The 24,686-nt window shown below is 61.6% G+C and carries 21 protein-coding genes; 9 read left to right on the top strand and 12 right to left on the bottom strand.

Translation table 11 applies throughout. The features are described from left to right. Positions 1-48: 48 nt before the first annotated feature. From ASD83_RS14510 to ASD83_RS14480, 8 genes are all read left to right on the top strand, one after another. Complete coding sequence (locus ASD83_RS14510) at positions 49-2,010, top strand: 3-hydroxyacyl-CoA dehydrogenase NAD-binding domain-containing protein (protein WP_056312011.1); 1,962 nt, start codon at positions 49-51, stop codon at positions 2,008-2,010. A gap of 12 nt (positions 2,011-2,022) precedes the next feature. Continuing rightward, entirely contained in the window at positions 2,023-3,309 is a 1,287-nt protein-coding gene (locus tag ASD83_RS14505) for an acetyl-CoA C-acetyltransferase (protein WP_056312008.1), read from the top strand. Next, positions 3,306-3,467 (top strand): hypothetical protein, encoded by a 162-nt coding sequence (locus ASD83_RS21035; protein ID WP_156385969.1) that lies wholly within the window; start codon positions 3,306-3,308, stop codon positions 3,465-3,467. The genes ASD83_RS14505 and ASD83_RS21035 overlap by 4 nt, the downstream gene beginning before the upstream one ends. 323 nt (positions 3,468-3,790) lie before the next feature. Beyond that, the gene (locus tag ASD83_RS14500; RefSeq protein WP_056312007.1) at positions 3,791-5,407 is read left to right on the top strand and encodes a peptide ABC transporter substrate-binding protein; all 1,617 of its coding nucleotides are present in this window, start codon (positions 3,791-3,793) and stop codon (positions 5,405-5,407) included. Between the two features lie 166 nt (positions 5,408-5,573). Next, a complete protein-coding gene (locus tag ASD83_RS14495) occupies positions 5,574-6,497 on the top strand; it encodes an ABC transporter permease subunit (RefSeq protein WP_056312004.1) in 924 nt (307 codons plus the stop codon). Further along, entirely contained in the window at positions 6,497-7,417 is a 921-nt protein-coding gene (locus ASD83_RS14490; RefSeq protein WP_082561200.1) for an ABC transporter permease, read from the top strand. Before ASD83_RS14495 ends, ASD83_RS14490 begins: the two co-directional genes overlap by 1 nt. 11 nt (positions 7,418-7,428) lie before the next feature. Further along, the gene (locus ASD83_RS14485; protein WP_056312002.1) at positions 7,429-8,271 is read left to right on the top strand and encodes an ATP-binding cassette domain-containing protein; all 843 of its coding nucleotides are present in this window, start codon (positions 7,429-7,431) and stop codon (positions 8,269-8,271) included. Beyond that, on the top strand, positions 8,268-9,134 hold the full coding sequence (locus ASD83_RS14480; RefSeq protein WP_056312000.1) for an ABC transporter ATP-binding protein: 867 nt from the start codon (positions 8,268-8,270) through the stop codon (positions 9,132-9,134). The genes ASD83_RS14485 and ASD83_RS14480 overlap by 4 nt, the downstream gene beginning before the upstream one ends. 77 nt (positions 9,135-9,211) lie before the next feature. On the opposite strand, the gene ASD83_RS14475 is transcribed toward ASD83_RS14480, so the two are convergent. From ASD83_RS14475 to ASD83_RS14440, 8 genes are all read right to left on the bottom strand, one after another. Continuing rightward, positions 9,212-10,003, bottom strand: a complete 792-nt coding sequence (locus ASD83_RS14475) for an anti-sigma factor family protein (RefSeq protein ID WP_056311999.1) — start codon at positions 10,001-10,003, stop codon at positions 9,212-9,214. Next, positions 10,000-10,506, bottom strand: a complete 507-nt coding sequence (locus ASD83_RS14470; RefSeq protein WP_056311997.1) for a sigma-70 family RNA polymerase sigma factor — start codon at positions 10,504-10,506, stop codon at positions 10,000-10,002. The genes ASD83_RS14475 and ASD83_RS14470 overlap by 4 nt, the downstream gene beginning before the upstream one ends. A 14-nt stretch (positions 10,507-10,520) precedes the next feature. After that, the gene (locus ASD83_RS14465; RefSeq protein WP_082561199.1) at positions 10,521-10,913 is read right to left on the bottom strand and encodes a hypothetical protein; all 393 of its coding nucleotides are present in this window, start codon (positions 10,911-10,913) and stop codon (positions 10,521-10,523) included. Between the two features lie 79 nt (positions 10,914-10,992). Next, positions 10,993-11,541, bottom strand: coding sequence for a hypoxanthine phosphoribosyltransferase (gene hpt, locus ASD83_RS14460; protein ID WP_056311995.1), 549 nt, complete (start codon positions 11,539-11,541; stop codon positions 10,993-10,995). Between the two features lie 234 nt (positions 11,542-11,775). After that, the gene (locus ASD83_RS14455) at positions 11,776-13,203 is read right to left on the bottom strand and encodes a glutamate synthase subunit beta (protein ID WP_056311993.1); all 1,428 of its coding nucleotides are present in this window, start codon (positions 13,201-13,203) and stop codon (positions 11,776-11,778) included. An 11-nt stretch (positions 13,204-13,214) separates the two neighbouring features. Then, positions 13,215-17,954 (bottom strand): glutamate synthase large subunit, encoded by a 4,740-nt coding sequence (gene gltB / locus ASD83_RS14450; RefSeq protein ID WP_082561198.1) that lies wholly within the window; start codon positions 17,952-17,954, stop codon positions 13,215-13,217. Between the two features lie 501 nt (positions 17,955-18,455). Next, positions 18,456-18,929 carry a DNA starvation/stationary phase protection protein Dps gene (gene dps / locus ASD83_RS14445; RefSeq protein WP_056311991.1) on the bottom strand — a complete coding sequence of 158 codons (474 nt, stop codon included), beginning with the start codon at positions 18,927-18,929 and terminating at the stop codon, positions 18,456-18,458. Between the two features lie 284 nt (positions 18,930-19,213). Further along, positions 19,214-19,669: an Hsp20 family protein gene (locus ASD83_RS14440; RefSeq protein ID WP_056311990.1), complete on the bottom strand. Its 456-nt coding sequence runs from the start codon at positions 19,667-19,669 to the stop codon at positions 19,214-19,216. A gap of 506 nt (positions 19,670-20,175) precedes the next feature. On the opposite strand from ASD83_RS14440, the gene ASD83_RS14435 reads away from it, so the two are divergent. Next, a complete protein-coding gene (locus ASD83_RS14435; protein WP_162249170.1) occupies positions 20,176-21,150 on the top strand; it encodes an alpha/beta fold hydrolase in 975 nt (324 codons plus the stop codon). A gap of 186 nt (positions 21,151-21,336) precedes the next feature. Here ASD83_RS14435 and ASD83_RS14430 read toward each other — a convergent pair whose 3' ends face one another. The 4 genes from ASD83_RS14430 to ASD83_RS14415 all read right to left on the bottom strand — a co-directional run bounded on the left by ASD83_RS14430 (position 21,337) and on the right by ASD83_RS14415 (position 24,351). After that, positions 21,337-21,750, bottom strand: coding sequence for a TadE/TadG family type IV pilus assembly protein (locus ASD83_RS14430; protein WP_056311986.1), 414 nt, complete (start codon positions 21,748-21,750; stop codon positions 21,337-21,339). Beyond that, positions 21,747-22,190: a TadE/TadG family type IV pilus assembly protein gene (locus ASD83_RS14425; RefSeq protein WP_056311984.1), complete on the bottom strand. Its 444-nt coding sequence runs from the start codon at positions 22,188-22,190 to the stop codon at positions 21,747-21,749. Before ASD83_RS14425 ends, ASD83_RS14430 begins: the two co-directional genes overlap by 4 nt. Continuing rightward, positions 22,187-23,443: a pilus assembly protein TadG-related protein gene (locus ASD83_RS14420; RefSeq protein ID WP_056311983.1), complete on the bottom strand. Its 1,257-nt coding sequence runs from the start codon at positions 23,441-23,443 to the stop codon at positions 22,187-22,189. The genes ASD83_RS14425 and ASD83_RS14420 overlap by 4 nt, the downstream gene beginning before the upstream one ends. Positions 23,444-23,556: 113 nt before the next feature. After that, positions 23,557-24,351 (bottom strand): inositol monophosphatase family protein, encoded by a 795-nt coding sequence (locus ASD83_RS14415; RefSeq protein WP_056311981.1) that lies wholly within the window; start codon positions 24,349-24,351, stop codon positions 23,557-23,559. Positions 24,352-24,686 lie beyond the last annotated feature (335 nt).

Here is a 24,686-nt window from a genome sequence, read left to right as displayed (position 1 = left end):
CCGGCAGATCGATAAAGGCGCAAAGCCCAGGAATACCGAGGAGCAAGCATGATCGCCCCACAGGCAACCGAGACCAAGCACTGGAGTTTTCATACCGATATCGAGAATATCGGCTGGCTCACCATCAACTCGCCCGGCGGCCCGGTGAATGTGCTGAGCCGCGAAGCGATCATGGAGCTTGAAACGCTGGTGGCGCGGTTCGAGGACCTTGCCAATAGCAAGGAACTGGTCGGCGTGGTGCTGCTCTCGGGCAAGGAGAGCGGGTTTATCGCCGGGGCCGATGTCAGCGAATTCGACGCGATGAGCGATTTTTCGGTGCTGCCGGAGGCGCTGCGGCGCACGCACGCGCTGTTTGCGCGGATCGAGAATCTGAAGATTCCATTCGTTGCCGGCATTCATGGGTTCTGCCTTGGCGGTGGGCTCGAACTGGCTTTGGCCTGCCACTACCGGATTGCCGTCAATGACGACAAAACCCGCATCGGTTTTCCCGAGGTTAATCTCGGGATTTTTCCAGGCTTCGGCGGTACGGGGCGGTCTATCCGTCAGGCTGGGCCTGTGGACGCCATGCAGATCATGCTGACCGGAAAAATGCTGAAGGCGGGCGCGGCGCGGGGGCTTAATCTCGTCGATAAGCTCGTAAGGCATCGCGATATGCTGCGCTGGGAAGGCCGCAAGGCGGTGCTGCAGAACCGCAGATCGAAGCCCGCTGGTTTTGCCAAGCGCGCCATGGCCGGACCGCTCCTGCGCGACTATGTCGCCAACAAGATGCGCGACGAGGTCGGCAAGAAGGCCAATCGCGTCAATTATCCCGCGCCCTATGCGCTCATTGAACTGTTTGAAAAGCACGGCAATGATTGGCAGGCGATGGTGCGCGGCGAAGTAGACGCCTTTGTGCCGCTGATGGGGTCGCCGACGGCGACGAATTTGCGGCGCGTGTTCTTCATGTCCGAGGGGCTGAAGAAGCAGGGTTTGAAATCAGCGAAATTCTCGCGGGTGCATGTCATTGGCGCGGGCGTGATGGGCGGCGATATCGCTGCCTGGTGCGCCTATCGCGGCATGAGTGTCACCTTGCAGGACCTCGATATGGCGCGGATTCAGCCGGCGCTCGATCGGGCGAAAAAGCTGTTTCAGAAGCGCTACAAGAAGAAGCGCGAAGTGGACGCCGCCATGCTGCGGTTGACGCCTGATCCGCAGGGCAATGGCGTGCCGCGGGCCGATGTGATCATCGAGGCGGTGGTCGAAAAGCTCGAAGTAAAACAGTCGATCTTCTCGGGCGTGGAAGGCAAGCTCAAGCCGGGCGCGATCCTTGCGACCAATACGTCTTCCATCGAGTTGGAGCGTATTGCCGAGGCGCTGCAGGAGCCGGGCCGGCTGATCGGGCTTCATTTCTTCAACCCGGTGGCGCAGTTGCCGCTGGTTGAGGTGATCAAGTCAAAGTTCAATTCGGACGAGGCGATCGGCAAGGGCGCGAGCTTTGCGCTCGCCATCGGCAAGTCGCCGGTGGTGGTAAAATCGGCGCCCGGCTTCCTCGTCAATCGCGTGCTGATGCCCTACATGCTGGGCGCCGTCGAACGGGTCGAGCGGGGCGAGAGCAAGGAATTGCTCGATGCGGCGGCGGTTGCTTTTGGCATGCCTATGGGACCGATCGAGTTGATGGATACGGTGGGGCTCGATGTCGGCAAGTCGGTGGCGACTGAACTGGGGCATTCCGTGCCCTCGGACAGTACGTTTGCGCGGCTGATTGCCGAGGGCAAGCTGGGTCGCAAGACCAATGAAGGTTTTTATAAGTGGGAGAACGGCAAGGCCATCAAAGGCGCGACGCCGCCCCATGCCGATCTCGTGGCGATGGGGCGTGATCTCGTGAAACCGCTGGTCGATATGACGGAAGTGGTGCTGAGCGAAGGTGTTGTCGCCAATGCCGATCTGGCCGATGTCGGCGTCATCATGGGTACGGGCTTTGCGCCATTCCTCGGCGGGCCGTTACGCGCACGCGCCGATGGCCGGGCTTGAGGGAGAGAAAAAATGACTGAACTCAAGCGCGTTGCCATTGTCGGCTCGGCTCGCATTCCCTTTGCCCGCGGTGGCACGGCCTATGCGGATGAAACCAATCTCTCCATGCTGGCGACGACCCTCGGCGGGCTGGCGGACAAATATGGGCTTAGGGGCGAGAAGGTGGATGAGGTGATTGCCGGGGCGGTGATCAACCATTCGCGTGACTTCAACATCGCCCGTGAAGCGCTGCTCGATGCCGGCCTGTCGCCGCGCACGCCGGGCACGACGCTGCAGATCGCCTGCGGCACGAGCCTCCAAGCGGCCTTGGTGCTGGCGGGCAAGATTGCCTCTGGGCAGATCGACAGTGGTATTGCCGCGGGTTCCGATACGGTTTCGGATAGCCCCATCGTCTTTGGCTCGAAATTCCAGCATCGGCTGCTTGCTGCCAATGCGGCCAAGAGCACAGGCGGCAAGTTGCAGGCCTTTACCAAGGGTTTTTCCTTTGGCGAGCTGACCCCGGTGGCGCCCTCGGTCAATGAGCCGCGGACTGGCATGTCGATGGGCCAGCATTGCGAATTGATGGCGCGCGAATGGGGCATTTCGCGCCGGGCGCAGGATGAATTGGCGGTGGCGAGCCACAGACACGCGGCCGCCGCCTATGACGAGGGGTTTCATGACGACCTGCTCGTCCAATGCGTCGGTCTTGTGCGCGACAACAATGTTCGCGCGGACAGCAATCTCGACAAGATGTCGACGCTAAAACCGGCCTTCGACAAATCCTCCGGCCACGGCACGCTGACCGCGGGCAATTCGACGCCGCTGACCGATGGGGCGTCCAGTGTTCTCCTCGCGAGCGAAGAATGGGCCAAGGCACGGGGCCTGCCGATCCTCGCTTATCTCACCATGGGACGCGTTGCGGGCAATGATTTTGCCCATGGTGAGGGGCTGCTGATGGCCCCGACCATTGCCGTTTCCGAAATGCTTGAGCGGGCTGGCCTTGGCTTTGCCGATATCGACTATTTTGAGCTGCACGAGGCTTTTGCCGCGCAGGTGCTTTGCACCCTGAAGGCTTGGAAGGACCCGGCCTATTGCAAGGATGTGCTGGGGCGTGATGCTGTTCTTGGCGAGATCGATCCGGCCAAGATCAATGTGAAGGGGTCAAGCCTTGCCTATGGCCATCCGTTCGCGGCGACCGGCGCGCGCATTCTGGGCGTCACGGCAAAGCTCTTGTCCCAAGAGACAAATAAAAGAGCGCTGATTTCAGTATGCACGGCGGGTGGTATGGGCGTCGCGGCGCTGGTAGAAAGCGCGGCATGAGTGACAATGTCGTAAAATTCCGGGTCCCCCCGAAGAAACCCGAACCGCCACAGCCCAAGCCGCCAAGAGGCCCGATGCCGAACTGGCTGCCCTTTGCGGTGCTGCTGGCTCTGGCCCTTATTATCTATTTTGCCGGTCAATCGGGCTTTATTGGCTGACCGCCTGCGCCATTTCGTCCTAAGGATAATTTCCATTCACTGCTGCAGTGCCGCAGCAGTGAATTTTGTCATTTGACCGGTTTTCGGAACGCTCTGCTGTAAAACATCTGCGCAGTGGAAAGCCTTGCTATGGCTTCCGAGATGTTAACAACATGCGGAGCGTTTACGCTTAGGTCAATCTTTTGCTTGTCAGTGGACGCTTTTGCAAGATACCGTCCAGCAATCTTGACCGAAGGGACAAATCCTTTGCGTAAAGGGTGGGGCCGCATGGGCAAACATGCGGGTCAACAAGCTCAAGAATTCCACAAGGAGATGGGACGAGAATGAAGTTCACCACTGCCATTAAGGCAATTGCGACTGCCGGCGCCATGGCGCTGATGATGTCGACGGCGGCCTCTGCCGTGACGCTGCAGCTCCACAATGGTGGCGATCCGGGCACGCTGGATCCGCACAAGGCCTCCGGCGACTGGGAAAACCGCGTTATCGGCGACTACATCGAAGGTCTGCTGACCGAGAATGCCAAGGCCGAAGCCATTCCGGGCCAGGCCGAAAGCTGGGAAATTTCGGAAGACGGCAAGGTCTACACCTTCAAGCTGCGTGACGGCATTCAGTGGTCCGATGGCACTCCGGTGACCGCCGGCGACTTCGTCTTCGCCTTCCAGCGTCTGTTCAACCCGGCAACTGCGGCGGACTACGCTTATCTCCAGTTCCCGATCAAGAACTCGGAAAAGATCAACTCGGGCGAAATCACCGATTTCAACGAGCTCGGCGTCAAGGCTATCGACGACAAGACGCTCGAAATCACCCTCGAGGCATCGACGCCGTTCTTCCTCGACGCACTGACCCACTACACCGCCTATCCGGTGCCGAAGCATCTCGTTGAGAAGCTCGGCGACGATTGGACCAAGGTGGAAAACATCGTCGGCAACGGCCCCTACCTGATCAAGGAATGGCTGCCGGGCTCCTATGTTCGTTCGGAAAAGAACGCTGACTATTACGATGCCGCCAACGTCAAGATCGACGAAGTGTTCTACCACGTGCTCGAAGATCAGGCCGCCGCGCTCAACCGCTACCGCGCTGGCGAATTCGACATTCTGACCGACTTCCCCGCTGACCAGTATCAGTGGCTGCAGGACAATATGCCGGGCCAGGCGCATGTGGTGCCGTTCCTCGGCGTCTACTACTACGTGATGAACCAGGAAGAGGGCCAGATTCTCTCCGACGTTCGCATCCGCGAAGCGCTTTCGACCACGGTCGTGCGCGAAGTCATCGGGCCCGATATCCTGGGGACCGGCGAACTGCCGGCCTACGGTTGGGTTCCCCCGGGCACCAATAACTATGTCGACAATGCCTATGCGCCGGAATGGGCGAGCATTCCCTATGAAGAGCGCGTTGCTCACGCCAAGGAACTGATGACCGAAGCCGGTTATGGTCCCGACAAGCCGCTGACCCTGCAGCTGCGCTACAACACCAATGACAACCACCAGCGCATCGCCGTGGCGATTGCTGCCATGTGGGAGCCGCTTGGGGTTAAGGTCGAGCTGTTCAACGCCGAAACCGCCGTGCACTACGACGCGCTGCGCGCCGGTGACTTCCAGGTCGGCCGTGCCGGCTGGCTGCTCGACTACAACGATCCGTCCAATACGCTCGATCTCCTGAAGACTGGCATCAGCCAGGACGGCACGATGAACTGGGGCAACAATTACGGCCGCTATTCGAACGCCGAGTTCGATGGCCTGATGGCCAAGGCTTCGACCGAGCTAGATCTCGATGCCCGCGGCGAACTCCTCGCCCAGGCCGAAAAGATCGCCATGGACGAATTCGCTGCCATCCCGATCTACTGGTACGTGTCCAAGGACGTCGTATCGCCCAAGATCTCGGGCTTCGAAGAAAACGCCAAGAACATCTTCCGCACCCGCTGGCTCTCGAAGTCGGAATAAGCGGATAGAATGAGATCGTGGGGGCCAGAGCGGCCCCCACGGTTCTTTTGCCGTATAGCGCCCTCCGGCCTTTCCGTGTCCGGCGCTTCGGAGGTTTATTGGAGCATCGAATTCGTCCGAAAACCGCTTCGCACGTTTCGGTCCGATGCCCTTGGAGTCCTAACACATGTTGGCTTATGCCTTCCGGCGCGTGCTTTCGGCCATTCCGATTGCACTGATCGCCGTTACAGTCTGTTTTTTCATTCTGCGCCTCGCGCCCGGTGGGCCCTTCGATGGCGAGCGCGCGCTGCCGCCGACCGTCTTGGCCAATCTGAGGGCGCATTACAGCCTCGATCAACCGCTGATCATGCAGTACTTCATCTATGTCGGAAGGCTGCTGCAGGGCGATCTCGGCCCCTCGATGGTCATTGACGGCTTCCGGGTGGCCGATCTGATCCGCATCGGTTTTCCGTTCACGCTGACCCTGGCGCTCTATGCCTTCGTGATCGCCACGGCTATCGGCATTCTCGCCGGCATCATTGCCGCGGTGAACCAGAACAAGTGGCCTGACTATGTGCTGGTGCTGGTCGTCATGATCGGCGTGGTCATTCCCAACTTCCTCAATGCCGCACTGCTGCAGCTCTGGTTTGGCGTACATCTGCACTGGCTGCCGGCCGGTGGCTGGGTTTCGGGGTCGGTTGCGCACCTCGTGCTGCCCATCACGGTTCTTGCCTGGCCGCATGCGGCGCGTATCAGCCGGCTCATGCGCGGCTCGATGATTGAAGTGCTTGGGTCGAACTATGTGCGCACGGCGCGCGCCAAGGGGCTCGGAGAACGTCTCGTCCTCGCGCGGCACGCCATCAAGCCGGCGCTGCTGCCCGTCGTGTCCTATCTCGGGCCAGGCCTTTCCTATCTCCTCACCGGCTCGCTGGCCGTCGAGCAGATCTTTGGCCTGCCCGGCATCGGCAAGTATTTTGTGACCGCCGCGCTCAACCGCGACTATGGCATCGTGCTCGGCACGACGATCCTTTACATGTTCATCATCCTCGCCCTCAATCTCATCGTCGATCTGGTCTATGCCTGGCTCGACCCCAAGGTGAGGTACCGCTGATGCCCGGCCTTACCGGTAAAGACCAGGTCCTGACGGACTACGCCAACAAGCTGGCAGTACTCGACGCGCCCAAGGGCCGTTCGCTGACCCAGGACGCTTTGCGGCGCCTCTCCAAGAACAAGGCGGCGGTGATCTCGATCGGCATCGTTGTGCTGATCATTCTCGTCGCCTTCATTGGCCCCTATTTCGTGCCGTGGCGCTATTCTGAGGTCGACTGGACCGCGATCCGCAAGCCGCCCGATTTCGACAAGGGCCATTATCTCGGCACCGACCAGAACGGTCGCGACATGCTTGCCCGTGTGCTGCAAGGCACGCAGATGAGCCTGATCGTGGCGGGTGTGGCCACCATTGTTTCGGTGACGATCGGGGTTATCTATGGCGCAGTGTCGGGCTATTTCGGTGGCCGCGTCGACTCGCTGATGATGCGCTTTGTCGACGTCATGTATGCGCTCCCCTACATCCTCTTCGTCATCATTCTTGTCGTGATGTTCGGGCGCAATCCGGTGCTGTTGTTTGTCGGTATCGGGGCCATCGAATGGCTGACCATGGCCCGCATCGTGCGTGGACAGACCCTCTCCATCAAGGAGAAGGAGTTTATCGAAGCAGCGCGGGCGAGCGGAGCAAAGCCCTTCGCCATCATCATGCGTCACATCGTGCCCAATCTTTCGGGGCCCGTGGTGATCTATGCCACCCTGACGATCCCGGAAATCATCATTGCCGAGAGCTTCCTCTCCTATCTCGGTCTTGGTGTGCAGGAGCCGCAAACTTCGCTCGGCACGCTGATCTCGGCCGGTGCGCCAGTGGCTGAAGTGCTGCCCTGGATGCTGATGGGGCCGGCTGCCGTGCTCGTCACCCTGCTGCTCTGTCTGACTTATATCGGCGATGGTCTGCGCGATGCGCTCGACCCGAAAGACCGGTAAGGAGCTGAGCGATGGCATTGCTAGAAGTCAAGAATCTCAAGATCGACTTCCTCACGCATGATGGCACCGTCCATGCCGTGAAGGATCTGAGCTACACACTCGAAAAGGGCAAAACACTCGCCATCGTCGGCGAGAGTGGCTCGGGCAAGACCCAGGGCGCATTCGCGCTCATGGGGCTCCTGCCCAAGAACGGCAGGGCCTCCGGCTCGGTCATGTTCGACGGCAAGGAAATCCTCAACCTGCCGACGCGGGATTTGCGGGCCTATCGCGCCGAGCGCATCGGGATCATCTTCCAGGACCCCATGACCTCGCTCAATCCCTATCTGCGCATCTCGCGACAGATGACGGAGGTGCTCGAACTGCACCGGGGCATGAGCCACAGCGCGGCTTTGGCCGAGAGCGTGCGCATGCTCGAAGCGGTGCGTATTCCCGACGCGAAAAACCGCGTGCATATGTATCCGCACGAGTTTTCGGGCGGCATGCGCCAGCGCGTCATGATCGCCATGGCGCTGCTGTGCAGTCCTGAACTGCTGATTGCGGACGAGCCGACCACGGCGCTCGATGTGACCGTGCAGGCCGAGATCATTGATCTCCTCGTCGATCTGCAGGAGGATTTCAACACCGCTATCATCCTCATCACCCACGATCTCGGGATCGTGGCGGGTACCTGCGAGGATACGCTCGTGATGTTTGACGGACGGGTGATGGAATATCGCAAGACCGCTGACATTTTCGACAAGGCCGAACATCCCTATACGCAAGGGTTGCTCGCAGCGGTGCCGCGTCTTGACAGAAAAGTGGAGCGTCTCTCGACCGTTTCCTACGACTTTGTGGCCGCAAAGGGTGAAGCATGACGGACCGCGAACCTATTCTCAAAGTCCGTGATCTGTCGGTGGAATTCACCATCAGCTCGGGCGGGTTTTTTGGCGGCACGAAAATCCTGCGTGCGGTCAAGAACGTTTCTTTCGATCTCTATCAGGGCGAAACGCTTGGAATTGTCGGTGAGAGCGGCTGCGGTAAGTCGACGCTTTCGCGGGCGATCATCCGGCTGTTGCCGGCGACATCGGGCGAGGCGGTATGGCTTGGCAGCGATATCCAGAAGATGAACTCGAACGAGCTTCTGGGTCTGCGCAAGGATATCCAGATGATCTTCCAGGATCCTCTGGCCTCCCTCAATCCGCGTATGACGGCAGGCGATATCATTGCCGAGCCGCTTAAGATCCATATGCCCAATGTCAGCAAGGCCGAACGCGCGACGCGGGTCGCCGAGATGATGCAGAAGGTCGGCCTGCTCCCCAATATGATCAACAAATATCCGCACGAATTTTCGGGCGGCCAGTGCCAGCGTATCGGCATTGCGCGGGCGCTGATCACCAATCCCAAGCTGATTATCTGCGACGAGGCCGTGTCGGCGCTCGACGTGTCGATCCGTGCGCAGGTGGTCAATCTCTTGATGGATCTGCAAAAGGAACTGGGCATTTCGCTCCTGTTCATTTCGCACGATATCGCCGTTGTCCGGCACATCGCCCAGCGCATCATGGTGCTCTATTTCGGCGAAGTGGTCGAAATCGGCGAGGCCGAGCAGGTGACCATGGACCCGCACCACGACTATACCAAGCGGTTGATCGCCTCGGTGCCGGTGCCTGATCCAAAAGTCGAAATGGAACGCCGCGAAGAGCGGCGACGCCTGCGCAAAACCGCTGCTGCGGCAGCGTAAGAGACGAGAAAGGCCGGGGAAACCCGGCCTTTCTGCTTCAATGTCATGCCACCATGGGGGCTACCGGGAGCCTGGCTTTAAGTCTCGTAATCGGGTGTGGCTGGGTTCAGTTGCGTGAACACGGTACGGGCGATTTCCTGCAGTTTGTCGGCCGGGTAGGGGGCGGTGATGGTGCAAGATATGACGGCGTCTGCCCAGAACAGCGCCGTGTCGAGGCCGAGATTTGCCAATTCGTAAGTTGGCGTATCAGGGCCGGGTGATGGGGTGACATAGAGCGTCAGGCGAGCACCAGAGGCGTCTTCGTACATCAGTTGAGCCGCGCGGCCGCCGGGGACTTCGGGGGCGGGGAGGAGGCGGCCGCCGAGGAAAGTGAGACCCGAGGCGCTGAGATCGGGCATGGCGAGGCTCGTCTGCAAACGGTTGGACAGCCAGGAGGACAGGTGCTCGCTATCGGCGCCGCCGACTTCGACGGCGTGGCGGTTTTCCGACACATAAACGGTATGGGCGCTGACGGCATCGGCGATGAGGCGATCGGCGATGTTTGGTACATCCATCTGGCCGCGCAACAGCCAGCCGGAGCCCAGGCCAAGACCAATAAAAATGACGGCAGCGGCAAGGCGCATCCATGCGCGGCCGCGGCGCTTTTGCTGAGTTTGCAGCAGCTTTTCGACCGAGAGACGGGGCGGCACCGGTTCGGCAGAGATTGGTCCATAGAGCGTGCGAATGCCATTGGCCTGGCGCTGCATCAGGGCGACTTCGCCGGCGGCGTCGGGGCGATCGGCCATATAGGCGTCCACTTCCGCCCGCTCTGCGGGGGAGAGCGCGCCGTCGGCATAAGCCATCAATGTGTCGCGGGTGATCTCGCTCATTTCACGGTTCTTAAATGCGGTTCGGAAGGGGTGCCGGTCATTGCCTTGAGGGCGGCGCGGGCGCGGCCGAGCCGGCTCATCAGCGTGCCGAGGGGAATGTCGAGAATTGCGGCTGCCTCGGCATAGGGAAGGCCTTCGAGAGTGACCAGTAGCAGGGCCTCCTTTTGTTCGTGCGGCAGGGTGCCAATGGCGCGGTCGAGTTCGGCCAGCGCCATATGGCCGGGTTGTGGCGCCGGCACCGATGGCTCGGCAATATCGGCAAAATCCACCATGTCACCGCGGCGGCGGGCGCCGCGGAGGCTGTTGCGATGGACATTGACCAGAATGGTGAAGAGCCAGGCGCGGACCGGACCTTTGGGCCGGAAGAGGCCGCGCTTGGCCAGCGCCCGTTCGAGGCAATCCTGCACGAGGTCATCGGCGCGGTCGAAGTCGCGCGTCAACGCCCGGGCGTAACGCCTGAGCGCCGGCACGGCGGCTTCGATCTCGTGCAGAATGTCGACCAAAAGAGGCCTCGCTCTTACTCGATCGCAAGATGCCAGACGCCGCCCACGCCGTCACCCTTGACGTCGCCGGGGGCCATGTCTTCGTACCAGTAGTAAAGCGGCATGGTCTTGTAGGCCCACATTTTTGTGCCGTCTTTGCGATCAACGAGGGTGAAGTCGCCTTCTGCCTTGGCCGAAGCGTCGGCAAAGAGCGGCGGCCACTTTTCGGCGCAGGTGTCGTAGCAATTGGTGACGCCGGCAGTGTCCTTGTCGAAGATGTATAGGGTCATGCCATTGGTGTCGGTCAGCACGGATTTGCCAGCAATATCAACGGACTTGACCGCGCCGCCGAGATAGTCGGTGGCGAAGGTCGGGGCGACGATGAGGGCGAGGGCCGCTGCACCGGCGAGAAGCGAACGCAGGATCATGATGTGTCTCCTCTTGGCGGGCGCATTGTGCGGCCCGCAAAGAGAGGAACACCGGGGCGTGGGTTTTAATCCCAGGCGTTCAAGAATTTTCTTCGGTGAAGCGGACGGCGCCGATGTGGGGGAGGTTGCGATTGCGCTGGGCGTAGTCGATGCCGTAGCCGACAACGAAGCGATCGGGGATTTCAAAGCCGATCCATTTGGCGGCGATTTCGGTCTCGCGGCGGCTGGGCTTTGAGAGCAGGGCGCAGACTTCCATGCGGCGGGGATGGCGGGTCTCGAGGATTTCGAGAACGTGCTTAAGTGTATGGCCTGTATCGATAATGTCTTCAACGACCAGCACGTCGCGGCCGCCGATTTCGCCGCGGAGATCCTTCAGAATGCGGACTTCGCGGCTCGATTCCATGGCGTTTCCATAGGATGAGGCCTCGATGAAATCGACTTCGACGGGGAGATCGAGTTCGCGCACGAGGTCGGCGATGAAGATGAAAGAGCCGCGCAAAAGCCCGACGACGACCAGTTTGTCGGTGTCGGCGAAGTGGGTGGAAATCTCTTTTGCGAGGGCCTCGACGCGGGCGGCGATGGCCTTGGCGGAGATCAGTTCGTCGACGATGTAGGGCTTTTGGGTCATGGCACGTCCGAGTCACAGAGCGCCGGAAGTGTTAGCAGACTGTTAGCGTCGAGGGTAGCGGGAGGGGGGAATTGGGTAGCGTCTCGTTACCGTCGAAGGCGGAGGTGGTTACCCCCACCTAGCCTCCCCCTGATAGGGGGAGGGATCTGCCGGTGCGCGAGGTGAAATTTCTTGCGCCGAGTTGGGGGCTAGATCTCTCCGCCCCGTCCGGGGCGGAGAGAGTTTTTAAAAAAATTACCGTGGCAGGTCCGTCTTGCCCATCAAATCGAAATCGATCGAGCGGGCGGCCTGGCGGCCTTCGCGGATGGCCCAGACGACGAGGGACTGGCCGCGGCGCATGTCGCCGGCGGCGTAGACCTTGGGCTTGGTGGTGCGGTAGGTCATGGTGTCGGCAAAGAGGTTGCCGCGTTTGTCGTAGTCGGCGCCGAGTTCGGTCAGCATGCCGTCGTGTACCGGGCCGGCAAAGCCGATGGCGAGGAGCACGAGGTCGGCCTTGATGATGAATTCGCTGCCGGGGATCGGCTGGCGCTTGCGATCGACGCGAGCGCATTCGACGCCGGTGACGTCGCCTGCGGCATTGCCGATGATCTTCATGGTGCCGGCGGAGAACTCGCGGATGGCGCCTTCGGCCTGGGAGGACGAGGTGCGCATCTTGACCGCCCAGTTGGGCCAGTTGGTCATCTTGTTTTCAAGCTCGGGCGGCATCGGGCGAACGTCGAGCTGGGTGACGGCGATGGCGCCCTGACGGAACGAGGTGCCGACACAGTCAGAGGCGGTATCGCCGCCACCGACGACGACGACATGCTTGCCGGCGGCGGTGAGCTGGACTTCGCTCGAAACGTCTTCGTAGCCGACGCGACGGTTCTGCTGCACGAGGAAGGGCATGGCGTAGTGCACGCCGTTGAACTGCTGGCCTTCGACATCGACTTCACGCGGACGTTCGGAGCCGCCGCAGAGGAGCACCGCGTCATGGTCGCGCTGCAGATCGGAGAGCGGCACGTTGACGCCGATATTGGCGCCATAGTGGAAGGTGACGCCTTCGGCTTCCATCTGGGTGGTGCGGAAGTCGATGTGTTCCTTTTCCATCTTGAAGTCGGGAATGCCGTAGCGGAGGAGACCGCCGGCCTTGGGCTCGCGCTCGAAGAGGTGAACGTCGTGACCGGCGCGGGCCAGCTGCTGGGCCGCAGCCATGCCGGCGGGGCCGCCGCCGACGACGGCGACCTTCTTGCCGGTCTTCTGCTTGGCAATCTGTGGCTTGACCCAGCCCGAGCGGATCGCCTTGTCGGCAATGGCCTGTTCGACCGTCTTGATGGCGACGGGCACGTCTTCGAGATTCAGCGTGCAGGCTTCCTCGCAGGGGGCGGGGCAGATGCGGCCGGTGAACTCCGGAAAATTGTTGGTCGAGTGGAGGTTGCGCGCAGCCTCTTCCCAATCGTTGTTGTAGACGAGGTCGTTCCAGTCCGGGATCTGGTTGTGGACCGGGCAGCCGGTATCGCCGTGGCAGAACGGCACGCCGCAATCCATGCAGCGCGCGGCCTGGTCGACGATGCGACCTTCCGTCATCGGAATGGTGAATTCGCCGAAGTGACGGATGCGGTCGGAAGCCGGCTCGTAGCGCGGCTCTTCACGTTCGATCTCGAGAAAGCCTGTTACCTTACCCATTTGCTCTCTCCTTACTCAGCAGCCACGTGTGCGCCAGACGAGCGCTTGCGTTCCATCTCGAGGATGGCGCGGCGGTATTCGACGGGCATGACTTTTACGAATTTGGGGCGCATTTCGACCCAGTTGTCGAGGATCTGCTTGGCCTTGGTCGAACCGGTATAGTGCAGGTGGTTCGAGATCAGCTGATGCAGGCGCTCGTCGTCGTGCTTGGTCATGTCGCCCGAAATGTCGACGCGGCCATGCCATTCGAGATCCCCACCGTGGTGGTGAAGCTTGCGCATCAGGTCTTCTTCTTCCTGCACCGGTTCGAGATCGACCATGGCGAGGTTGCAGCGCGAGCGGAAGGTTTCGTCCTCGTCGAGGACATAGGCGACGCCGCCCGACATGCCGGCTGCAAAATTGCGGCCGGTCTGGCCGATGACGACGACGAGACCGCCGGTCATATATTCGCAGCCATGGTCGCCCGTGCCTTCCACAACGGCGATGGCGCCGGAATTGCGCACGGCGAAGCGTTCGCCGGCGATGCCACGGAAATAGGCCTCGCCCTTGATGGCGCCGTAAAGGACGGTATTGCCGACGATGATCGACTTGGTCGGATCAAAGGACACCTTGTCGGACGGGCGGACGACGATGCGGCCACCGGAAAGACCCTTGCCGACATAGTCGTTGGCGTCACCGATCATGTCGATCGAGATGCCCTTGGCAAGGAAGGCGCCAAAGGCCTGACCGGCAGTGCCGCGGAGGGTGATGGACACCGTGTCCTCGGGCAGGCCCTCATGGCCATACTTCTTGGCGAGGGCGCCCGAGAGCATGGCGCCGGCCGAGCGGTCGCGGCTGCGGATCGGCAATTCGATCTGCACGGCCTTGCCTTCTTCGAGCGCGGGCTTGGCGAGTTCGACCAGCTTGCGATCGAGCACGGCTTCGAGGTGATGGTTCTGGCTCTCGGAGTGGTAGAGCGTGTCGCCACCAAGCGGCTCGGGCTTGTAGAAGACTTTTGTGAGGTCGATGCCTTCGCTCTTCCACTGGCCTTCGGCGCGGCGCTGATCGAGCAGGTCGGACCGGCCGACCAGTTCGTTGAGCGTGCGGGCACCCATGGCGGCGAGCAGGCCGCGCAATTCTTCGGCGATGAAGAAGAAGTAGTTGATGACGTGTTCGGGCGTGCCCTTGAAGCGCTTGCGCAGCACCGGGTCCTGGGTGGCGACGCCAACCGGGCAGGTGTTGAGATGGCACTTGCGCATCATGATGCAGCCGGCGGCGATCAGCGGCGCGGTCGAGAAGGCGAATTCGTCGGCGCCGAGGAGGGCACCAATGAGGACGTCGCGACCGGTCTTCAAACCACCATCGACCTGCAGTTTTACGCGAGAACGCAGGCGGTTCAGCACAAGGGTTTGATGGGTTTCGGCGAGGCCGATTTCCCAGGGGCCGCCGGCATGCTTCAAGGAGGTCAGGGGCGAAGCGCCCGTGCCGCCATCGTAGCCGGAGATGGTGATGTGGTCGGCGCGTGCCTTGGCAACGCCGGCCGCAACCGTGCCGACGCCCATTTCCGAGACCAGCTTGACCGAAATATCGGCCGCTTCATTGACGTTCTTGAGATCGTAAATGAGCTGGGCGAGATCTTCGATCGAATAGATGTCGTGGTGTGGCGGGGGCGAAATGAGGCCGACGCCGGGGGTCGAGTGGCGCGTCTTGGCGACGACCCAATCGACCTTGTGGCCGGGCAGCTGGCCGCCTTCGCCGGGCTTGGCACCCTGCGCGACCTTGATCTGGATCTGGTCGGCATTGACCAGATATTCGGTGGTGACGCCGAAGCGGCCGGAGGCGACCTGCTTGATGGCGGAGCGCAGAGGGTTCTGCGACCCATCGGGCAGGCGCTTATAACGATCGGGCTCTTCGCCGCCTTCGCCGGTGTTCGACTTGCCGCCGATCCGGTTCATGGCGATAGCCAGCGTCGTATGCGCCTCACGGCTGATCGAGCCGAAGGACATGGCGCCGGTGACGAAGCGCTTGACGATGGTCGCGGCGCTTTCGACTTCTTCGAGCGGGACTTCGGGGCCGAGGGGCTTGATGTCGAAGAGGTGGCGAATGGCGAGATAGCCGTTTTCGCCCGAGTTTACCCGTTCGGCAAAGCTGTTGTAGCGGTCTTGCGCAGTTTCGGGGCTCTCTTCGAAGGTGCGGACGGCGTGCTGAAGGTCGGCGACGACATCCGGGCTCCAGGCATGCTTTTCGCCGCGGATGCGATAGGCATATTCGCCGCCGATATCGAGCGCCTTCTTGAGCACCACGTCGTCGCCAAAGGCTTCGGCGTGGCGACGCACGGTTTCCTCGGCGACCTCAGCGAGGCCGACGCCTTCGATGGAGGTGGCGGTGCCGAAGAAATACTTCTTCACGAAATCGGAGTTGAGGCCGACCGCGTCGAAAATCTGGGCGCCGCAATAGGACTGGTAGGTGGAAATGCCCATCTTGGACATGACCTTGAGAAGGCCCTTACCGACCGACTTGATGTAGCGGTAGACGACTTCGTCGGCCGAGACTTCTTCGGGGTAGTTGCCTTCGGCGTGGAGCGCCTGCAGCGCTTCGAAGGCAAGGTAGGGGTTGATGGCTTCGGCGCCATAGCCGGCCAGCATGGCGAAGTGGTGGATTTCGCGGGCTTCGCCGGTTTCGACCACAAGACCGGTCGAGGTACGGAGGCCCTTGCGGATCAGGTGGTGATGGACGGCGGCGAGGGCGAGGAGTGTCGGAATATCGAGACGATCCGCTGCGATCAGGCGATCGGAGAGGATGATGATGTTGTATTCGCCGCGCACGGCGGCTTCGGCTGCCTCGCAGAGGGCCGAGATAGCCGCCTCCATCCCGGCCGCGCCGTCTGCGGCGGGGTAGGTGATGTCGAGCGTCTTGGTCTTGAACTGGTTGGTCTCGATCTCGCCGATGCCGCGAATCTTTTCGAGATCCTCATTGGTCAGGATCGGCTGGCGCACTTCGAGGCGCTTGACGGTCGAGAGCCCTTCGAGATCGAAGAGGTTGGGGCGGGGGCCGATGAAGGAGACGAGGCTCATCACCGATTCCTCGCGGATCGGATCGATGGGCGGGTTGGTGACCTGCGCGAAGTTCTGCTTGAAGTAGGTGTAGAGGAGTTTTGACTTGTTGGAGAGCGCCGAGATCGGCGTGTCCGTGCCCATCGAGCCGACGGCTTCCTGGCCGGTGGTGGCCATGGGCGCCATCAGCAGCTTGACGTCTTCCTGGGTATAACCAAAGGCCTGCATGCGATCGAGGAGGGCCTCGGTCGGCTCGGGGGCCTTGGGGGCGACGGCGGGCAGGTCTTCGAGGACGATCTGAGTGCGGGCGAGCCAATCGGCATAGGGATTGGCGGTCGCAAGGGTCGCCTTGATCTCTTCGTCGGAGATGATGCGGCCCTGTTCGAGATCGATGAGCAGCATGCGGCCCGGCTGCAGGCGCCAGCGCTCGACGATGTCTTCGTCGGGAATGGTCAGAACGCCCGATTCCGAGGCGAGGACCACGTGGCCTTCCTTGGTCACGAGATAGCGCGCGGGGCGGAGGCCGTTGCGGTCGAGGGTCGCGACGACATAGCGGCCGTCCGAGAGGGACATGGCGGCGGGGCCATCCCAGGGTTCCATGAGGGAGGCATGGTACTGGTAGAAGGCGCGGCGCTTTTCATCCATCAGCGGATTGCCGGCCCAGGCTTCCGGGATCAGCATCATGGCTGCGTGGGGCAGCGGATAGCCGCCGCGCACGAGGAATTCGAGCGCGTTGTCAAAGCAGGCGGTGTCCGACTGGCCTTCGTAGGAGATTGGCCAGATTTTTGAGATGTCGTCGCCAAAGTACTTGGAGTGCACGGAGGCCTGGCGGGCTGCCATCCAGTTGACGTTGCCGCGGATGGTGTTGATTTCACCATTGTGCGTGGTCATGCGGTAGGGGTGCGCGAGCTTCCAGCTTGGGAAAGTGTTGGTCGAAAAACGCTGGTGCACGAGGGCGATGGCGCTTTCGAAGGCGTCGTCGTGGAGGTCGGGATAGAAGGCGCCGAGCTGGTCGGCAAGGAACATGCCCTTATAGACCAGCGTGCGGGCCGACATGGAGACGACGTAAAAACCGTTGTCGCCGTTGCTTTCGGGGACTTCGGCATAGACGGTGTTGGAAATCACCTTGCGCACGATCAGGAGCTTGCGCTCGAACTCGTCGAGGGTGAGGCCTTCGGGGCGCGCGATGACCAGTTGCTCGATGATCGGCTGGGTGGCGATGACGCCGGCCGAGAGCTTCTTGTTGTCGGTGGGGACGACGCGCTCGCCGAGGAGGCTCATGCCTTCCTTTGCAAGGCAGGCGCGGACGGCGGCGGCGCAGCGGTCGCGCAGCGCGACGATGTTGGGATAGAAAATCATCACCACGGCGTAGTGGTGCTTTTCCGGGAGGGCGAAGGGCAGCACCTTTTCGAAGAAGGCATGCGGGGTCTGCACCAGGATGCCGGCGCCATCGCCCATCAGGGGATCAGCGCCCACGGCGCCGCGGTGTTCGAGGTTCTCGAGAATTTCGAGACCCTTTTCGACCACTTCGTGGCTTGGCTGGTTCTTGATGTTGGCGATCATGCCGATGCCGCAGGCATCGTGCTCGTTGGCCGGATCATAAAGACCCTGGGCTTGAGGGCGGCTATGGACGCGCTTGCCGTCGGCGATCAGGGTGGTTTTGCGAGTATTGGCTTTCGCTGAAACCGGAGAGATGTGTCCGTTCTGCTGGGGGGCCATATTTTATTCCTCGCTCTGTGATCGCACCCGTTGCCGGGCTTGGTTCGCTATGTCGTGTGCATCCTGATGGTGCCGGTGCCGGCCCGCTGGATGCAGTCTTGTTTCCTCAGGTGGGCGCGTTGGTCAGGCGGGTCGTACCAAGTACGGCTCGAATGAGCAAATCGTCCATGCGTGGGGAGCGGCGCTGCATCCAAATGGCCGCTCATATTCGGACTATATTAGTCCCGCCTGTTCGTTTCCGCTATCGTCTAGCGGTCCAGCCGAACCAGCGTGCGCTGCTGGCCGCGGAGAGCGGGGCGACGCGTCAGATAGGACAGAAGCACTGCCCTAACCTCTTCACATTTGCATAATTCCAAACTGCGAGCAAGCGCTTTCACCAAAGTTAAGCCACAAAAAATAGGACTTTCTTACTTTGTCTGTAGGAAACAATAGGATTGTGCGGCCCGAAACGCAAAAAGCGCGCCGGGGGACGCGCTTTTTATGGTTAATGGGCGGTAAATCCTATTCGAGATGGGATTTGATGAACCAGAGGTTCTTGTCGAGATCGCGGGAGAAGGCGGTGAGAATATCGGCCGCGTCGGCATCGCCGGCTTCGTCGGTGGCGTCGATATCTTCGCGCACCTGATTGGCGAGGGCGGCGTAACGGTCGGCGAGCGCTGCGAGATGATCGGGCACTTTGCGGATATCGGTGGGATAGGCCGGGAGTTTCGAGGCTTTGGCGACGATCTGGCTGGTGCCAAGGGCAATGCCATCGAGCTGGGCGACGCGCTCGGCGATGGTGTCGGCGTGATCATCGAGCTGGGTGCGCATGGGGTCGAGCATTTCGTGCACGGCGATGAAATTGGGACCTTTGAGGTTCCAGTGCGCCTGCTTGGTGATCAGAGCGAGGTCGATGGCGTCGGCGAGACGGGCGTTGAGAATGTCGATTACGGCGGTTTTGGCATTGGCCTTGAGGGCGATGGATGGGGTTTTCATCGGGGAGAATCCTGACGCTGGTTGAATTTTTGAGGGTATGGGCCTCGGTCCATCTTCAACTGGCAGGGCGTGCGACTCGTTCCTTCCCATGCATGGACGGGTTGAAAACCACGAGGCGGTGGCTCACGCATCCCCTCCCAGCCTCCCCTTGAAAGGGGAGGGGCTGATCTCGTGGGTGGGAGTGAATGGTGCCTTCCATAGGCGACTTCAGGGGGGCCTAAAAACAAAAACGCGGCCCTTTTTGGGGGCCGCGCCTTCATCGTCTCAGGGAGGAGACTTCTAGTTCAGTTTACAGACTTGTCCTCGATTGTAGCGGCGCTGCCATTGATCGCGATGGTGCGCGGCTTCTTGCTTTCGGGCAGTTCGCGCTTCAGTTCGAGATGCAGAAGGCCGTTTTCGAGGGTGGCGCCGTTGACTTCCACATAGTCGGCGAGCTGGAAGCGCAGCTCGAAGGCGCGCTCGGCAATGCCGCGATGGAGGAATTCGCGCTTGCTGTCGGCGGTCTCGGCCGGCTTGGCGCCCTTGACGACCAAGCTGTTTTCCTTGGTTTCGATGGCGATGTCGCCATTGGAGAAACCGGCTACGGCGATCGAGATACGGTAGGTATCTTCGCCGGTGCGCTCGATATTATAGGGCGGGTAGGATTTCGCTTCCTGGGTGCCCAGCGTGTCCAAACGGTTGAACAGGCGGTCAAAACCGACGGTGGAGCGATAGAAGGGGGAAAAATCGATGGTCTGCATTTTCACATTCTCCAGTGAGCAACGTGGTTGACGCGATGCCTTGCGGCCCGCTGATGCCGGCGCCTCCCGCGGTGCTCCCAGATGTGGCGAGCGAGCGTTTGGTGGGCCGGTGTCCCCGGCTTTCCGGCTGACCCGACATATTTAGGAAGGGGTTTTGGGGCTTCAAGGGGGAGGGGAAATATGGACGTCAGTGTCAGCCGGCACCCCCTCCCAGCCTCCCCCATAAAGGGGGAGGTGCCGCATCGCGTGGGGGCACGCTACGGGGCGAAACGAGGGGCCGGAAGAAAGTGAACCGAAAATGAATGGAGCGGTCCGGACCCGTTCAGGCTGACCCGGGCATAAGGAAAGCGTGAGGCCGCCTTGCGGTCTTGCCCCAGCAGGTCCGTCATCCGCCCCCCGCACGGACCTGCTCTCAGAAAAGGCCAGCATTCCCGCCCGGAATGCTGGCTTTTCTTTACTTCACGACGCTATCTGTTTTTCTCGCGATAAAATCGTGGAGGCGCGTCGTGACCGCATTGGTCGATCCCCAAGGTCCAAAACTTGCCGTTGTTCCGTCCAATCCCGTGCCCGCCGGCGCGCGGGTGGGCTATGTGACAACGCCTGACCGGGTGAAACTGCGCTATGCCATCTGGCCCAAATCGGCGGGACCGCATCGGGGCACGGTGTGCCTGGTGCAGGGGCGCACGGAATATATCGAGAAGTATTTTGAGACCATTGCCGACTTTCAGGCGCGCGGTTTTGCCGTCGCGACCTTTGACTGGCGCGGGCAGGGCGGGTCGGACCGGCTGATCGGCAATCGGACGGTGGGCTATGTCGACCGGTTCGATGACTATTGGACCGACCTTCGCACCTTTCACGCCGAAATCCTGCTGCCCGATTGTCCGCCGCCCTTTTATCTCGTCGGCCATTCCATGGGCGGGCTGGCTTCGCTTTATGCAACGACGCGCGACCGGATGATGTTCGACCGCGTGTTCCTCTCGGCGCCCATGGTCAGCCTTTATGGCATGGAGCACAGTCTTGGCGGCTTTGGCGCTTTTGCCGAGACGCTGAGCTTTGTCGGGCTGGGCGCGGTGCCGCTCAAGCGCAAGGGTGACAGGCGGCCGAACGAGGCGGGGTTTCTCGACAATCCGCTCACATCGGACCTGTTGCGCTATACGCGGATGGTCGAAACCGTGCGGGCCGATGACGGGCTCTATATCGGTTCGCCGAGCTTTCGCTGGCTCGCCGCCGCGATGAAGGCGATGGTCGAGGCCAATCGCGAGGATTTCGCCGGGCGCCTGCAAATTCCGCTGCTGGTGCTGGCGGCGGCGCGCGACACCATCGTATCGACACCGGCGCTGGAGCAATTGGGACTGCGGTTGCGCAATGGCCGGCATGTGGTCGTCGCCGGGGCCAAGCATGAACTGTTCATGGAAACCGATGCCATTCGCGGCCAGGTGCTGGCGGCGTTCGATGCGTTTATTACCAATCAGACGCGTTGAGGGGATTTGCCACCGGGACGCAGAGCTCGGGGGTGACAGGCGGTGGATGGGGGCTCCGTGCCACGCCCTCGCGCTTCGAGGCTTTGCTTGCGCAAAGCACCTCAGGATGAGGTCTACTGAGGGCTTCGCCCCTCGTGGTGAGGGGCGCTGGAGCAGCCCCTCTCAGGCAAAACGCGAAAAAGAAAGCTAGTCGCTGGCTATCGGGACCATGACCACGGCGTGGAGGGGCACGCGTTCGGGCAGCGGGAAGGGCCCGAGCACCTGGAAGAGATAGTCCAGCCGAAGCTCGATATGGTGGTAGGGCGCGGTTCGATCCTGCATCGAAATGGTCAATTGCGCCGGGTCGAGGGCGGTGTGGGTCATGGCGGCGAAAATGGTTTTTCGCGCCCCATCTTCGTCGTCGGGCAAAAACAGCAGGTGGCGCAGGCCATCTTCGGCCAGCCGGGAGATCGTGGAATGCGCATAAACGGCGAACCCGATCTGGAACAGGGCCATGACGCAGATCAGGAAGACGGGAATGACGATCGCGAATTCGACAGCCGTGCTGCCATGCTGATGCCGGCGGAATTTTGAGAGAATGTTTATCGGGGGCCGGCTCACTCGACCTCACCCAGATAGACTTCAAAATTGGCGCTGATGGACATGTCCTGATCAAAGATCGCTGTCCGATAGGGCATGGAAACGGTGCCGCCGACAAACCGGTCGAGCCCCGAGGCGCAATGGGTGCTGCAGCCCACGGCCTTGCTGGCGCAACGGCAGAAAGCGTCTATTTCGATCGCGGCTGAACTGGCTGCCCCGAGGCTGTAGGCGACGACCTGGCGGGATGTTGCGAGGTCCGATCCCCCGGTCTGCATGACATGCTGCATGCCCGAATTGAGGGCGGATTGCAGCTTTACCTTCTCCCGAAAGCCGAGGCCGAGATCGATGGTGCCGGCGATCAGAAACAGCAGGAAGGGTAGCAATAGGGCAAATTCGACGGCGGCATTGGCCCGGCAATCGTGCCAGTAGGCGCCAATGAACGCGCGCGCGCGGGTTATCATGCCGATCCCTTGGCGAGGCGGACGCGGCCATTGCCGCCGCCTGCGCCGCCGGTGGACCCGGAACAGTCATTGTTGACGGTGCCGCCGCCGCGAATGTCGATGGTGCTGGCAACGAGCCTGGTGCAGCGCGCCGTGGACAGGTTCGGGCCGCTTTCGGTCAAGAGCGTCTGATTGGGAAAATAGACGCCGCCCTCGACATTGCCCAATATGCCGATGAGGCGCACCGAGCCGCCGGTCCGGGATGGATCGCCCATGATGGCCATGCCCTCGGTGGGGCCGCTGGTCGGGGCCTTGAGGTCCCAGGCGACATTTTGGGCGATGTCGAGCACTCTGCTCTGGTCGAGATAGATGGTGACGCCGTCGCCGGTGATCCGGCTGCCGGGGGCGGCGCGAAAGCCGGCCGTGAAATAATAGATGCCGGGAAGCAGGGTGACGGTGCCGTCGATTTCCACCTGCTTGCCGTATTTGCCGGGTTTTAAAATATTGCCGCCGGGCATGCCTACGCCGTAGCGACCCTGCGATATCGCCTGATCGGCGAAAAAGCCGGTATCGGGAATGGCCGGACTGCCCCAGAACGGGGTCGAGGACAGGGGGTCGGTGGAGGTTTCGCGGGCGTAACCACCGGGGCAGTCGGTCAGGCTGACCCAGGCGCCGCCATTGGTGCCGATGGTGCCCGGGGTTTTGGCGCAGGTGGCGGTGAGACTGGCGGAGCCTTCGACCCAGATGGCGTCATTGCTCGCCGAATTGGTCGCGACGACGCAATTCATATTGGTCTTTACGCTCGCGGCCATGACGATGGATCGCGACTGGTTGGGTTTGAGCGCCAGCATGCAGGGGGCGGGCGTGCCGACCGCGTCCATGGTGGCAAAGGCGTTGACGCCGATGTCGATGGTGCCAGTATTGAGGAAGAGGCTCGACAGAAAAAGCTTCGTGTTAACAACCAGATTGGCACGGGATGAATTGGGCCCGAGCGCGGCGTCCTGCGAGGGAATGAGGATTTCGATTTCCGCGTCCGTGCCGGAAAACCCCGAGGCCCTGGCCTGGGCGACGCCCACGGCAATAGCCTTGTCGAGGTTGTCATCGATGCCATAGGCAACCAGGGCGCTATAGGCGGCGGTATCGGCCGCGATCTGGAGCTTGTTTTTTTCGCTATACCAGTAGCCTACCTCGATGGCGAGCGCGGCAAAGCCCAGAAGGCAGGGCAGGAGCAGCCCGAAAATGATGGCGACGCTTCCTGCGGAATCGCCAAACATACGTGCTGCTGCTTTGAGATGCATGGGGCGCTGAGGAAACCGGATGTACGTGCCGCAACATGGCGGGAGCGCGTTAAATATTGGTGCATCCACAGGGACGGCAGGTGGCGGGGTCAGGCGGCCGCGATGAGCGCGAGTGTCTTGTCGAGGAGGGCCTGGCTCGCCGCAGCGACGACATTGCCGCCGCCGGTCGGCTCGGAGCCGTCCCAGCAGGCGATGGCGCCGCCGGCTTCGCGGATGATCGGCACGAGGGCGGCGATGTCGTAGGTGTTGAGATGGGGCTCGATGACGAGATCGGCATGGCCGGCGGCGAGGAGGGCATAGCCATAGCAATCCATGCCGAAACGCTGCAGGCGCGTCGCGGCTTCCACGGCGTGCCATTTGGCGGCAAGGCTTGGCGTGTTGAAGAGTTTGGGCGTGGTGGTGAAGACGCGGGCCGGGGCGAGATCGGTGAGGCCGCTGACGCGATTGGGCTCTTTGAGGCCGCCGCGCTCATAGCGCGAATGACCGGGCAGGGCGATGAAGGTTTCCCCGATAAAGGGCTGGCTCATGATGCCGGCCTTGGCGACACCATCGACGGCAAAGCCGATCAGCGTGCCCCAGACCGGGGCGCCGGAAATGAAGGCGCGGGTGCCATCGACGGGATCGATGATCCAGGTATAGGGGCTTTGCCCACTCGTGCCCCATTCCTCGCCGATCACGGCATGGTCGGGGAAGGCGTCGGCGATGATGGCGCGGATGACCTTTTCGGCCCCCTTGTCGGCCTCGGTGACCGGATCGAAGCCCGAGGTCAGCTTGTTGTCGATGGCAAGACCGGTGCGAAAGAGCGGCAGCGTATGGGCCGCTGCGGCATCGGCGGCAGCAAACAGGGTCGCTTCGATGCGGGCGAAATCGATGGTCGTGGCCATGAAAAATCCTCAAGCGGCAGGCTGAGGAGGTTTAGGAGCCAGCGCGGCGCGGGGCAAGCGGACAAATGCCGGTGCGTGTCAGGGTGTTATGATTTTTGCGGCGCTGGGGAGGGGGCCGGCGGCGCGGAAATGTCGCGCCGCTGTCATGATTCATTTTTGCAACAGCGCGTTTCGAAGCGCTGTGCGTTTGGCGATCAGCCTTGTATGGGAGCGGAAATGGGTTCAAGCCAGAGGGGCATGATGTGCATTCCGGCCCTTGGCGCAGCTGTTGCGCCGGTCCGGAGCGCATCGTTCCTCCCTTGACTGGGCCGCCTTTCGGGGCGGCCCTTGTTTGT

The organism is Devosia sp. Root685 (assembly GCF_001427875.1).
Classification (GTDB): domain Bacteria; phylum Pseudomonadota; class Alphaproteobacteria; order Rhizobiales; family Devosiaceae; genus Devosia.
Note: the sequence above shows the minus strand (reverse complement) of the source record. Positions and strands in the feature narration are given on the sequence as shown.

Coding starts and splice junctions, on each gene's coding strand:
- ASD83_RS14415 (WP_056311981.1), bottom strand. CDS start 24,351: ATGGCCACGACCATCGATTTCGCCCGCATCGAAGCGACCCTGTTTGCT.
- hpt (WP_056311995.1), bottom strand. CDS start 11,541: ATGACCCAAAAGCCCTACATCGTCGACGAACTGATCTCCGCCAAGGCC.
- ASD83_RS14490 (WP_082561200.1), top strand. CDS start 6,497: ATGCCCGGCCTTACCGGTAAAGACCAGGTCCTGACGGACTACGCCAAC.
- dps (WP_056311991.1), bottom strand. CDS start 18,929: ATGAAAACCCCATCCATCGCCCTCAAGGCCAATGCCAAAACCGCCGTA.
- ASD83_RS14465 (WP_082561199.1), bottom strand. CDS start 10,913: ATGATCCTGCGTTCGCTTCTCGCCGGTGCAGCGGCCCTCGCCCTCATC.
- ASD83_RS14495 (WP_056312004.1), top strand. CDS start 5,574: ATGTTGGCTTATGCCTTCCGGCGCGTGCTTTCGGCCATTCCGATTGCA.
- ASD83_RS14510 (WP_056312011.1), top strand. CDS start 49: ATGATCGCCCCACAGGCAACCGAGACCAAGCACTGGAGTTTTCATACC.
- ASD83_RS14480 (WP_056312000.1), top strand. CDS start 8,268: ATGACGGACCGCGAACCTATTCTCAAAGTCCGTGATCTGTCGGTGGAA.
- ASD83_RS21035 (WP_156385969.1), top strand. CDS start 3,306: ATGAGTGACAATGTCGTAAAATTCCGGGTCCCCCCGAAGAAACCCGAA.
- ASD83_RS14455 (WP_056311993.1), bottom strand. CDS start 13,203: ATGGGTAAGGTAACAGGCTTTCTCGAGATCGAACGTGAAGAGCCGCGC.
- ASD83_RS14475 (WP_056311999.1), bottom strand. CDS start 10,003: ATGAGCGAGATCACCCGCGACACATTGATGGCTTATGCCGACGGCGCG.
- ASD83_RS14485 (WP_056312002.1), top strand. CDS start 7,429: ATGGCATTGCTAGAAGTCAAGAATCTCAAGATCGACTTCCTCACGCAT.
- ASD83_RS14505 (WP_056312008.1), top strand. CDS start 2,023: ATGACTGAACTCAAGCGCGTTGCCATTGTCGGCTCGGCTCGCATTCCC.
- ASD83_RS14500 (WP_056312007.1), top strand. CDS start 3,791: ATGAAGTTCACCACTGCCATTAAGGCAATTGCGACTGCCGGCGCCATG.
- ASD83_RS14420 (WP_056311983.1), bottom strand. CDS start 23,443: ATGTTTGGCGATTCCGCAGGAAGCGTCGCCATCATTTTCGGGCTGCTC.
- gltB (WP_082561198.1), bottom strand. CDS start 17,954: ATGGCCCCCCAGCAGAACGGACACATCTCTCCGGTTTCAGCGAAAGCC.
- ASD83_RS14425 (WP_056311984.1), bottom strand. CDS start 22,190: ATGATAACCCGCGCGCGCGCGTTCATTGGCGCCTACTGGCACGATTGC.
- ASD83_RS14440 (WP_056311990.1), bottom strand. CDS start 19,669: ATGCAGACCATCGATTTTTCCCCCTTCTATCGCTCCACCGTCGGTTTT.